The 11,179-nt window shown below is 57.3% G+C and carries 14 protein-coding genes; 10 read left to right on the top strand and 4 right to left on the bottom strand.

The annotated features are described in order from the left end of the window. Positions 1 to 235: 235 nt before the first annotated feature. Together BIS10_RS05735 and BIS10_RS05730 are read right to left on the bottom strand one after the other, a co-directional pair. Positions 236 to 391 carry a hypothetical protein gene (locus tag BIS10_RS05735; protein WP_243470553.1) on the bottom strand — a complete coding sequence of 52 codons (156 nt, stop codon included), beginning with the start codon at positions 389 to 391 and terminating at the stop codon, positions 236 to 238. 43 nt (positions 392 to 434) lie between these two features. Further along, positions 435 to 821 (bottom strand): DUF1016 N-terminal domain-containing protein, encoded by a 387-nt coding sequence (locus BIS10_RS05730; protein WP_243470552.1) that lies wholly within the window; start codon positions 819 to 821, stop codon positions 435 to 437. Between the two features lie 85 nt (positions 822 to 906). Between BIS10_RS05730 and BIS10_RS05725 the strand changes: the two genes are divergently transcribed. Both BIS10_RS05725 and BIS10_RS05720 read left to right on the top strand, forming a co-directional pair. Next, entirely contained in the window at positions 907 to 1,479 is a 573-nt protein-coding gene (locus BIS10_RS05725) for a histidine phosphatase family protein (RefSeq protein ID WP_083025420.1), read from the top strand. Between the two features lie 98 nt (positions 1,480 to 1,577). After that, entirely contained in the window at positions 1,578 to 2,453 is an 876-nt protein-coding gene (locus BIS10_RS05720; RefSeq protein WP_253503300.1) for a pirin family protein, read from the top strand. Positions 2,454 to 2,480: 27 nt separating this feature from the next. Here BIS10_RS05720 and BIS10_RS05715 read toward each other — a convergent pair whose 3' ends face one another. Further along, on the bottom strand, positions 2,481 to 3,107 hold the full coding sequence (locus BIS10_RS05715; protein ID WP_253503298.1) for a DNA-3-methyladenine glycosylase: 627 nt from the start codon (positions 3,105 to 3,107) through the stop codon (positions 2,481 to 2,483). A gap of 133 nt (positions 3,108 to 3,240) precedes the next feature. Between BIS10_RS05715 and BIS10_RS05710 the strand changes: the two genes are divergently transcribed. The 4 genes from BIS10_RS05710 to BIS10_RS05695 all read left to right on the top strand — a co-directional run bounded on the left by BIS10_RS05710 (position 3,241) and on the right by BIS10_RS05695 (position 6,635). Then, entirely contained in the window at positions 3,241 to 4,584 is a 1,344-nt protein-coding gene (locus tag BIS10_RS05710; RefSeq protein WP_253503306.1) for a type II toxin-antitoxin system HipA family toxin, read from the top strand. Next, entirely contained in the window at positions 4,581 to 4,901 is a 321-nt protein-coding gene (locus BIS10_RS05705; RefSeq protein ID WP_083025417.1) for a helix-turn-helix transcriptional regulator, read from the top strand. The genes BIS10_RS05710 and BIS10_RS05705 overlap by 4 nt, the downstream gene beginning before the upstream one ends. Positions 4,902 to 5,052: 151 nt before the next feature. After that, the gene (locus tag BIS10_RS05700) at positions 5,053 to 6,264 is read left to right on the top strand and encodes an MFS transporter (protein ID WP_253503296.1); all 1,212 of its coding nucleotides are present in this window, start codon (positions 5,053 to 5,055) and stop codon (positions 6,262 to 6,264) included. Between the two features lie 107 nt (positions 6,265 to 6,371). Beyond that, on the top strand, positions 6,372 to 6,635 hold the full coding sequence (locus BIS10_RS05695; RefSeq protein ID WP_083025415.1) for a hypothetical protein: 264 nt from the start codon (positions 6,372 to 6,374) through the stop codon (positions 6,633 to 6,635). Positions 6,636 to 6,644: 9 nt separating this feature from the next. Here BIS10_RS05695 and BIS10_RS05690 read toward each other — a convergent pair whose 3' ends face one another. Then, positions 6,645 to 7,340 (bottom strand): extensin family protein, encoded by a 696-nt coding sequence (locus BIS10_RS05690; RefSeq protein WP_253503293.1) that lies wholly within the window; start codon positions 7,338 to 7,340, stop codon positions 6,645 to 6,647. Positions 7,341 to 7,475: 135 nt separating this feature from the next. Here BIS10_RS05690 and gmk point away from each other — a divergent pair, with 135 nt between their 5' ends. From gmk to BIS10_RS05670, 4 genes are all read left to right on the top strand, one after another. After that, positions 7,476 to 8,108, top strand: a complete 633-nt coding sequence (gene gmk / locus BIS10_RS05685; protein WP_172416696.1) for a guanylate kinase — start codon at positions 7,476 to 7,478, stop codon at positions 8,106 to 8,108. 89 nt (positions 8,109 to 8,197) lie between these two features. Next, positions 8,198 to 8,458 (top strand): DNA-directed RNA polymerase subunit omega, encoded by a 261-nt coding sequence (rpoZ, locus tag BIS10_RS05680; RefSeq protein ID WP_062375190.1) that lies wholly within the window; start codon positions 8,198 to 8,200, stop codon positions 8,456 to 8,458. 26 nt (positions 8,459 to 8,484) lie between these two features. Beyond that, positions 8,485 to 10,617, top strand: coding sequence for a bifunctional (p)ppGpp synthetase/guanosine-3',5'-bis(diphosphate) 3'-pyrophosphohydrolase (locus tag BIS10_RS05675; RefSeq protein ID WP_253503290.1), 2,133 nt, complete (start codon positions 8,485 to 8,487; stop codon positions 10,615 to 10,617). A gap of 93 nt (positions 10,618 to 10,710) precedes the next feature. After that, positions 10,711 to 11,100, top strand: coding sequence for a RidA family protein (locus BIS10_RS05670; protein ID WP_083025411.1), 390 nt, complete (start codon positions 10,711 to 10,713; stop codon positions 11,098 to 11,100). Positions 11,101 to 11,179: the final 79 nt, after the last annotated feature.

The following is an 11,179-nucleotide window of genomic DNA, read 5'->3' as shown; positions in this document are numbered from 1 at the left end:
CAGTCAGCGGCCACACCTAGCGCTGAAATACAAAACGCCCAATGCAGTGCACTGGGCGTTTGAGATGAAATAAGTGTCAATCTATTTCAGGACTAGACAAAGGCGATCTCCACGAACAGCTCTGGCTGGAGCCAGATAGCTACCGGGCGGGAGTACGTTAATAGCTTAAAAAAAAGAGGGAGCTGCTTCGAGAAATCAAAATTTCAGCCGCTGAGATTGTTCGTGAAGCTATCGTTCACTCATCGCCCCGCCCGTGCTGCTGAAGCTGTTCCACTGCCTGAGTTCGTTCGCGCTCTAGCTCACGTTTGAGTTCATCTTCAGAGGGCAGATACGGCATGTATTTCGCTGCAAACAGCTGTTTTTGTTCGGCCAGCACCGAGTACTTCACCACAGCTTCGCTTTTTTCACTGCACAGCACCAAGCCAATAGTGGGGTTATCGTCGCTGCAAATACCAGTCGCGGGCTTGGGCGTTTCCTATTCGCAGAAGGGTGCGGTAGTGAGTCCAGCTCAATTCGGTACGCACTGAGTTCCGCTTTGGAAAGCTTTGATAAAACTGGCGCATATTGCGTAAATTGTTGACATCAATGCCTTTCCCCAGCCGCTCGGTAAGCTGTTGTGAGAGCTGCTGTAGCTGCTGCTTACCATACTCAGCACGACGATTGCCTTGCTGTTCGTGTTCGACAATTAAACGGCCTATTTCCCAGTAGCTTTGTACCATAGCCGTATTCACGGCTTGGCGAACCTGCCCGCGTGCTTGCTCTATCTGTTGAGTCATTGCGCTAACGAGGCGGCTAAAAGCGGTTGGGTTCTGCTCCGGCATAGGCTTAACCCCTGGCGTTATAGAGTAATGTCAGCTGGCTTAGGCTTAACAATATCAAATTTTGCCTATTCAAGGACGTCTCTCCATGCCCACTCTACGCCACCTCACTTTAACCTTGTTGCTCGGTGTGTTGGGTATGTTCCCTATTGCTCAGGCAAACGAAACAACCTGGCAAGCACTTCAAAAGGGCGGTTTGGTCATCCTCATGCGCCACTCCCTGGCGCCCGGTATCGGCGACTCGCCGGGGTTTGTGTTGGAGGCGTGCGAGACCCAGCGCAACCTGTCCAGCGAAGGGCGTGCCCATGCGTTAGCAGCGGGGCAGGCGCTGCGGGAGCGGGGCGTGGTGATTGATGTGGTGTACAGCTCCCAGTGGTGCCGGGCGTTGGAAACCGCTGAGCTGATGGCGCTGGAGGCGGTGGTGCCTGCGCCGTGGCTGAATTCGTTCTTTCGCGGGCGTGGGGATCAGGTGGCCATTACCCAAGCGGCTCGTGAGCGTATTGCGGGGTGGCAGGGGCCGGGGAATATTCTGCTGGTGACGCATCAGGTGAATATCACGGCGCTGACCGGTGGGGGCGTTAGCTCCGGGGAAATGGTGGTCGTGCGCCCGCAAGAGGAGGGTTTCACGGTGGTGGGGCGGCTGAGCGTTCCCAGCCGTTAAGGTTTTCTATTCATTTCCTTCAATGAATCGGGGCAAATTATTCGCTCCTCATCGGTCAGCTGAGGTTTTACGCTGGGCGTATTGATAAGGAGAGCGTTATGTCATCAGCCAATACTCAATCCGTTCGCCGCGTGGTCGCTCAGTATCCTGCCCATCGGGATGATATCGGTGATCTGGTCACCCGCCGGCCGCTGCCAGGGCCGGGGCTGGATCAGCTCGATCCGTTTCTATTCTTGAATCATCACGGCCCGCAGGTTTACCCGGCCAACAACCGTGGGCTGCCCTTTGGGCCGCACCCGCACCGTGGGTTTGAAACGGTAACGTTTATTCTGGAAGGCTCGCTGGCCCATGCTGATAGCGCCAAGCACCAGAGCGTGATTCACGCAGGCGGCATGCAGTGGATGACCGCCGGTAGCGGCATCGTTCATGCGGAAATTTCGCCGGAGGAGTTTCTGCGCGAGGGTGGCCCGCTGGAAATCTTGCAGCTGTGGGTCAATTTGCCGTCACGGCTGAAGATGAGCGAGCCGCGCTACGTGGGCTTGCAGCAAGAGGGCATTCCCGCTGTTCAGCTGGCAGGCGGCGGTACGCTCAACCTGATTGCCGGGGAGTGGCAGGGGCAAACGGGCCCGATTGAATCGCTGACGGGCGTGTTCATGTCGACGCTGGCGCTGCCTGCGGGCGCGCATGAGCAGCTACCCGTGGCCCCTGGGCGGCAGGTGTTTCTTTATGTGGTGAGTGGCGACGTGGCGGTGGGCGGCGAGCCTGCCAAGGCGCACCATTTGATCGAAGTCGACCGTGACGGTGAAAGCCTGAGCATTGAAGCAGCGAGCGATGCGCGCCTGCTGTTTGGCCATGGCGAAGTCATCGACGAGCCGGTTTATTCTCACGGCCCCTTTGTGATGACTAACCGCGATGAGATCGTCCAGGCGGTGGAGGATTACCAGAACGGTAAGTTTGGCGGGCTTACGCTTTAAAGACCGTTAATGCTCTAAACACCCGCGCTACACCGGCTCGCCGCGATAGTAGTGCCATAAAAATAGCGACCCCACGCTGCGCCAGGGTGCCCAGTGCTCCACCATCTGGCGCGCCTGTTTCGGCGTGGGTTTGACCTCCATGCCCTTCAAGCGGCCTAGCGCTACCCTTAAGGCGAGGTCGTCGGCGGGGAAAATATCGGGCCGCTGGAGCGAGAACATCAGGTAGATTTCGGCGCTCCAGCGGCCAAACCCGCGCAGTTGGGCAATCGCGGCAATGGCCTCGTCATCGCTAAGATGCGCTAAGCCATCGGCGCTAAACGTGCCCGCCAGCTCTGCGTCGGCCAGCCCTTTGGCATACTCGATTTTACGCCACGATAGCCCCGCATCGCGTAGCGCTTGGCCTTCCACCTCCATCACTGCCTTGGCATGTAGCTCCGGCAGCAGCGTATTCACCCGACCCATGATCGCCCGAGCAGCTTCGGTGGAGATCTGCTGGCTGACGATGGTCGAGAAGAAGGTGGCAAAGCCTGGGTCGCGCTGGCGCGGGTTGGGCGCGCCGACTAAGGGGTAAGCGCGGGCAATATCGGGGTCGGCATTGGCCAGTGCCTGCATGGCGCGTTCAATCATAGCAACGGACGTGTGATCAGACGGCATGATGTCTCCTGGGAAATGGGTAGAAAAATGCTCATTAATCGCATTTTGATCTTAATTTGAGTATTAAAATGCACATTATGGTGCCTTGGGCTACACTTTTGAGCATTAAACTACTCAATTAAGGTGAGCTGTGTTGCTAACCGTTCAAGCCTTCCATCAAGGGCAGTGGCACGATGCCGCCGAGCTGATCATCGAGCAGCCAGAGCGAGGCCGTCGGGGGCCTGCACGTTTGGGCTATCTGACAGATTATGCCCTTGAGTGGTTGGATCGCGACGATGAGCACGCCTGTAGCCTTCGTTTGCCTATTGAGTTGATGAACACCCATCAATCGCCACGCTGGTTCGCTTTTTTAGACGATATCATGCCGTCCGGGGCCAGCCGACGTTACTGGGTCACGCAGTTGGGAATAACGGCGCTTAGCGAAGCGGAGCAGGATGCCGCGCTATTGGCCAAGGGCACAATTGCGCCGGTGGGCAATTTGCGCATCAAAGAGGCTCTTCCTGAGCGCCCTGCTGGCAGCACGCTTGAGCACCAGCGCTTTGCTTTGGCTGACGTCGTCAATCGGGATAGTGATTTTCTTGCCTATGCGCAGCAGTTGGGGGCCGCTGGGGGCGGTGCGACCGGAGCAGGTGGCGAAGCGCCTAAGCTGCTGCTGCGCTGCTCGCCAGATGATCAGGTCTGGATTGATACCTACCAGGATGATCCGACAAATATCGATCAGCACTATTTGGTGAAATTTCCTCGCGGTCAGCGCACCGCGATCGATAACGACATTTTGCGTGCGGAGTATCATTTCTATCACGAGCTAGCGGCATTGGGTGTCGCGACCATCGATACCCAAGGGATGAGGTTGATAGAAGGTGAGCGTTATCCATCGCTATGGTTGCCCCGCTTTGACGTTGGTTATCAAGGGGGGGCGTGCACGCTTTATGGCTTGGAGTCTGTGTATTCATCCGTGGGGAAGGAACTGGGAAGCTTTTTGAATCATTTTGCCGTGATTGAGGCGTTGGTGGGTCTGTTGAGCCAACAATTCCGCGTGCGTGAGCCTGGTGGCCATTTCGATACGGCGAGCTTTGTCAGTGAGTGGGTGAAACGCGATCTGCTCAATATTGCGTTTGCTAACAGCGATAACCACGGCCGTAATACGGCGCTGCTGAAAACGCCGCAAGGTATCTGGTGGGCTCCGGTGTACGATTTTGCGCCCATGAAGGCTGACCCAGAGGGAATTGTAAGAACTACCACTTGGGGAACACCGTTTGAGGAGGGGCGGGAGTTTAATTGGCCCGCCATTGCGGAACGCTTAAGCGTCTATATTCCCCCAGAACAACTGATGACAGAGTTAAAAGAGCTGGGAAGTCAGCTAGTTGGCCTGAAAGAGCGACTCGCTGCGCGGGGCGTGCCCGACGCCTTACTGACATCGAGTGCGGTGGGGTTTGATTACTTGGACACTAAGCTGCAGCGCTGGGGGTTGGTATGAAGCGCAAAGAACTCTCTAGCGTTGAGCGTGAGGCGCTGCTGACGACGCTCGCGACTCAACTGGTGCGTGAAGAAATCAGCTCGGGGCAGGTGTTGCGTCAGCTACGCCGGGACGTACTGGGTATGTCGCAGACGCAATATGCCGATCTGGTGGGTATCAGCCGTCGCACGTTGTCTGATTTGGAAGCCGGTAAAGCAAGTCCTACCGTGGCGCTGCTCAACCAAGTCTTTCGCCCGTTGGGCCTGCAAGTCGGCTTACTGCCGCGTAACCGTGAGTTGCGCGAGCGGTTGTTGTCAGTGGAATCTTCTACCGGTTGACCCCCAGGTGTTCATCGCTTGATGAATGAGTTTGCACGCTAACTTTTTTAGCGTCATATATTCCTACTTTCGTCTAATCCTGCCATTATTTGACGCAATCTAAGACCGTTTTGATAAGCAGGCGCTTTATTCAGCGCCTGGGGAGAGAGGTATGCAAGAGTCGTCATCGGGGCTGGCGCGTAACCCGCGATTGGCAGAGTTTGTTCTGGCGCTGGGCGGGTTTGGCATAGGCACCAGCGAGTTCGTCATTATGGGGTTGATGAACCGCGTGGCGGAAGATTTAGCCGTGACGGTGCCCCAAGTAGGCTATGCGATTAGTAGCTACGCCCTGGGCGTGGTAGTGGGTGCACCGCTGATTTCCGCGCTGGCTGCACGGGTACCCAGGCGGGCGCTGCTGATTGCGCTGATGCTGGTGTTTGCTGTGGGCAATATTGCCAGCGCCATGGCGCCGGGGTTTTGGTCGTTTGTGGGCCTGCGCTTTTTGGCGGGCCTGCCTCATGGTGCCTACTTCGGCATAGCGGCGCTGGTCGCGGCAGGAGCGGTGCCGATTGACCAGCGAGCGCGGGCTATTTCGCGGGTAATGTTGGGGCTCACGGTAGCCATTTTGATTGGTGCGCCGTTGGGTACCTGGGCGGGTAACGCTTTTGGTTGGCAAATCGCTTTTGCCGGGGTGGGGGTAATTGCGCTGTTAACGGCGCTGCTCATTCGGTTATGCGTGCCGGTGCAGCCATTTGATGCCCACGCGAGCCCATTAAGAGAGCTCTCTGCGCTGGTGAAGCAGCGGGTGCTGGTCACCATTGCGATTGCCTGTATTGGCTGCGGTGGTATGTTCTCGATCTTCAGCTATGTGATGCCGACATTGACCCAGCAGGCGGGCATGAGCGAAGCGCTGGGGCCGCTGGTGTTGGTGATTTTTGGCCTGGGCTCTATCGCCGGTAACCTGGTGGGCGGGCGTATGGCGGATAAAAACCTGATGCGGGCGATTCCCACCATCTTGGTGTGGTGTGCCGTGGTGCAGGGGCTCTTTTACTTTGCTGCCAACGAGGTGTGGACGGGGCTGCTGTTCGTGGGTTTGGTAGGGACTAGCATGGCGCTTGCGCCTTCGCTGCAAACCCGTTTGATGGATGTGGCTGAAGACGCTCAAACCATGGCGGCGTCCATGAACCATGCGGCCTTTAACGGGGCGAACGCGCTGGGGGCGTGGCTGGCGGGCTTGGCGATTAGCGCCGGGTTTAGCTGGTCGAGCACGGGGCTGGTAGGGGCCGGGCTTGCGCTGTGTGGCCTAGTGATTTTCGCTTGGGGGCGCTGGCTGGAAAAACGCACCTATCCCGCGGAGCCGTCGGTGGCTCAGAGCTACAAATAAAGCGCTATAAATAAGTGATTGCTAAATAAATATTTAGAGCATTTAAAGTGGCAAAAAGCGCGTATCGTTCCTAGGGTGTAAAGGTGCAATCCATAAGGAGGTGACCTATGCATAACCTAGTGAAGACATCGCGCGTTGTAACCCCGCGACTCGTAACATTAAGTGCTATTGCCGCCATTACTCTGGCGCTGGCGGGCTGTGGAACGACCACCGGCGAGCGCGCTACCAGTGGTGCTGGCGTAGGGGCGGCTGTTGGTGCTGGGGCCGCTGCGGTCACTGGTGGTAGCGTCACCCAAGGTGCTGTGATTGGCGGTGGCGTGGGTGCTGCCACAGGGGCTGCCACCGATAAAGAGGATATTAACCTCGAATAACCCGCCTACCTAGCGGCACAGCCTGAAGCCGCGCATGCCTAAATGAAAGTGGTCGGCATGCGCGGCGTTGTACTCAGGCCCCAGTACATTGCCGAAGGTATCACACGCGCCATCTCGCGCTGCGCGTAAAAACTTCCCCGCGTTACCCGCGTCATCCCAGTCGTTAATCAGCGATATCTGCTGGCCGTTCTCAAACTGAAACCCCACCACATCCAGCGCTTCGGCGGTGGCGTGCTCGCTACGCCGTCCTGTCTCACGACCATAAACATTACGGCAGGCAAAGCTGCCCACGTGATTCACCTGGGCGACCCTGCTGCCCATAATCGCTTGCGCCGCAGGCTGCAGCGCATGGCGTTCATACATCACCCACGCCAATGCCAGCGGGCACGACGCCACAAAGCTCTGGCTAAAACGCACGCTGCTGCTCTGCATGCGCACGATATTGCTAAGTGGGCAGCTTGCAGTCGGGGAGTAATCAGCCAACGGCGTGTAGCGCAGCTCGCCCTCTGGCACGGTGTCCAATGCCGCCAAGCAGGCGTCGCGGTCATCGTTTAATCGCTTGAGCTTCAACTGCGTGACTGGCGTGATGGGGTCATCCACATGTAGCGGAGCCCAGGGTGCCCAGTGGCGGGGGATCTCGATAATGCCTTTCTGAAGCGCGACCCCCAGCGCAATCAGGCATAAAATAATCACTGTGCTGCGCATGCTGACCTCCTTGTGGCACTTTGGAAACGCTACAGTCCCTGCCATGGGTGTGCGATACTGCGCTCCCCATAATGTCGGCGGTGGCCGGCCTGCGTGATGACGAACGACCATTTTGACTAACTAGGGAAGCGCTTCATGTCCCAGGGTACGCTGTTTATTGTTTCTGCCCCGTCGGGCGCGGGTAAAACCAGCCTCGTTCGCGAGCTGATCGAAAGCCTGGATGGCATTCAGGTGTCGGTGTCGCACACCACGCGCGCCAAGCGAGAAGGTGAAGTGGACGGCGTAAACTATCACTTTACCCAAGTGCCTGACTTTGAAGCCATGATCGCCCGTGGCGACTTCTTTGAGTATGCCAAGGTCTTCGACAACTACTACGGTACGTCCCGCCAAGCGGTCCAAACCCTGCTGGATGCGGGGCAGGATGTGATTCTGGAGATAGATTGGCAGGGTGCTCAGCAGGTGCGCGAACAGATGCCCTCTGCGGTGTCGATTTTTATCTTGCCGCCGTCGCGTAGCGAGCTGGAGCGCCGCCTCTCAAGCCGGGGTACCGACGAGCATGCAGTGATCGCTCGGCGCATGCGCGATGCGGTCAGCGAGATGTCTCATTACGATGAGTACGATTACTTAGTGATTAACGACGACTTCACCACTGCCCTGCAGGAACTGCAGTCGTTAGTGATCAGTCGCCGCTTAACGCGTGCTGCAATGCAAGAACGCCACGCCCCCTTGCTCGATGCGCTCTTGTCACAGGCGCCTAGCGTCGAGTAATCTATCAGGTCCTATCACCACTCTTTTCGCTGGGTCGGCGGCGTTATCCAACAACGCCGGCCCGGCGTCGTTATTACAGGAAGGCCCCCATGGCTCGCGTAACCGTTGAAGATTGTCTGGAAAATGTAGAAAACCGCTTCAAACTGGTGATGATTTCCACCCAGCGTGCTCGCCAGCTGGCTCGCGGTTCCCGCGATGCACTGCTGCCCTGGGAAAACGACAAGCCGACCGTGATGGCGCTGCGTGAAATCGCCGCGGGTCTGGTCGACCACACCGTTTTGGACGAGCCAGTTGAAGCTCCTGTGCGTGCGCGTCCTGCTATGACGCCTAGCGCTCAAATCGACGATTAAGCTAGCACCGATTAGAGGCGCGGTACATGTTCACCATTGATGACCTAGCTGACCGACTCGGCGGCTACTTACCCCCGGATGAGATCCAGCAGGTCAAGCGCGCCTTCTACTACGCTGAGCAGGCCCACGATGGCCAGCGCCGCCGCTCTGGCGAGCCGTACGTCACCCATCCGCTCGCAGTCGCTAATATTCTCGCTAACATGCACATGGACCATCAGAGCCTGATGGCCGCCATGCTGCATGATGTGATTGAAGACACCGGCGTCTCTAAAAAAGCCCTGGCGGCGCAGTTTGGCAAGCCTGTGGCTGAGTTGGTAGATGGCGTCTCCAAGCTGACCCAAATCACTTTTGAAGATAAAGCCGTCGCTCAGGCGGAGAATTTTCAAAAGATGGTGTTGGCAATGTCGCGGGATATCCGCGTCATTATCGTCAAGTTGGCGGACCGTCTGCACAACATGCGCACCTTGGGCGCACTGCGGCCCGATAAAAAACGCCGCATTGCCCGTGAAACGTTAGAAATCTACGCACGCATTGCCGGGCGTCTGGGTATCAATACCATCCGTATTGAGCTGGAAGACCTCTCGTTTCAAGCGATTCACCCCATGCGCGCTGAGCGTATCAAGCGCGCAGTGGCCAGCGCGCGGGGCAATCGCCGCAGCGCCATGCGGGAAATTCAGTCGTCGCTGCAGCAGAGCCTGGACGACGAAGGCCTAAAAGGCACGGTGATTGGCCGCCAAAAGCATCTGCTCTCGATCTATAAAAAGATGCGCGACCAGCGCAAGCCGTTTGCAGAGATTATGGATGTCTTCGGTTTTCGCATTATCACCGAAGACGTGGCCAGCTGTTATCGCATCCTTGGCGTAGTGCATAACCTCTATAAGCCGGTACCGGGGCGCTTTAAAGATTACATCGCGATTCCCAAGGCGAATGGTTACCAAAGCCTGCACACCACGCTGTTTGGCCAGCGCGGCATGCCGATTGAAGTACAGATCCGCACCCGTGAAATGGAAGCCATGGCCAATAACGGAATTGCCGCGCACTGGCTCTACAAAGCCGGGCAGACGGCGCATCCGATTGCTGAAGGCAGCCATGCCCGCGCCCGCGCCTGGGTGAAAGGGCTGCTGGAGATGCAGCGCCACGCGGGGGATTCGTTGGAGTTTATCGAACACGTCAAAAACGACCTGTTCCCCGACGATATCTACGTGTTTACGCCCAAAGGCGACATCATGGAGCTACCCCAGGGCGCTACGGTGATCGACTTTGCCTACAGCGTGCACACCGATATCGGCAATAACTGCATCGCCTGCCGCATCGACCGCCACCTTGCGCCACTCTCGACGCGCTTGGAAAGCGGTCAGACGCTGGAAATTATCACCGCCCCCGGCGCGCGGCCGAACCTTGCGTGGCTGAACTTTGTCACCACCGCCAAGGCGCGCTCCGCTATTCGCCATGCGCTGAAGCATCAGCAACAGGCGGAAGCGGTGATGCTCGGGCGGCGGCTGCTCAACAAAGCGCTGACACCTTTTGAAACGAGCCTTGAAGAGCTGGATGAGAGTATCTTCGAGCAGGCGTTCAAAGAGTTGGATGTGTCGTCGCTGGACGCCTTGCTCGAATCGCTGGGGTTAGGCAACCGCATGGCCCACGTAGTGGCCCGCCGTTTGGTCGATGTCGCCCATGGCGACAGCTTCGATAAGACGCTTTCCGACAATAGCGATAAGGCTGTGGTGATTAGCGGAAGCGAAGGCATGGTGCTTAACTTTGCCCGCTGCTGCCACCCGTTACCCGGCGACCCGGTGGTAGGGCATCTGTCGGTCGGTAAAGGGCTGGTGGTACACCGTAGCGAGTGTAAAAACCTCGCTGACCGTAAAAACGATCCTGAAAAGCTGTTTGCCCTGGAGTGGTCCGAGCATATTGATGAGGACTTCCCTGTGGCGCTGCGCATCGAAATTGAAAGCCGCCGTGGCCTTGTGGCTGAACTGGCAGGCCTAGTGACCGATGCCGATGCCAATATCGAACGTATCGGCATTGAGGAGCGCGATGCGCGGCTTTCCACCGTCAATCTCACGCTGTCGGTAAAAGGCCGGGTCCACCTCGCCCGTATTATTAAACGCATCCGCAACTTGCCCAACGTGGGCAAAATTACCCGTACTGCAAACTAAACGCTTATGCGCCTACCGCTGGCTTTTCACGCTGGCAGCGTAGGCCATGGTGATAATAATCAACGTTTCATTCATACAGGAGCATGACACCCCATGAGCAATAAAGCGGTTATCAACACAGAAAAAGCCCCTGCCGCCATCGGCCCGTACTCCCAGGCTATCAAAGCGGGCAACACGGTTTACCTGTCGGGCCAGATCCCGCTTAATCCGGAAACCATGGAAATTGTCTCTGATGATTTCGAAGCTCAGGCGCGTCAGGTATTCACCAACCTACAGGCCGTGTGTGAAGAAGCCGCAGGCTCGCTGGGCGATATCGTCAAGCTCAACCTCTACCTGGTCGACTTGGACAACTTTGCGATCGTGAACAAGGTCATGGAAGAGTTCTTTTCGATGCCCTTCCCTGCTCGTGCGGCGGTGGGGGTTAAAGCGCTGCCTAAAGGCAGCCAGGTAGAAGCCGAAGCCGTGATGGTGATTGGCGACTAATCGCCATGCTCCGTTAGATGCGGTGTTTTCACCGCTGCATAAAAAAGAGCGAGCTGTGATCAGCTCGCTCTTTGCGTTT

The organism is Halomonas sp. 707B3 (assembly GCF_024158645.1).
Lineage (GTDB): Bacteria > Pseudomonadota > Gammaproteobacteria > Pseudomonadales > Halomonadaceae > Vreelandella > Vreelandella lionensis.
This window is presented reverse-complemented; position numbering and strand designations above follow the sequence as displayed.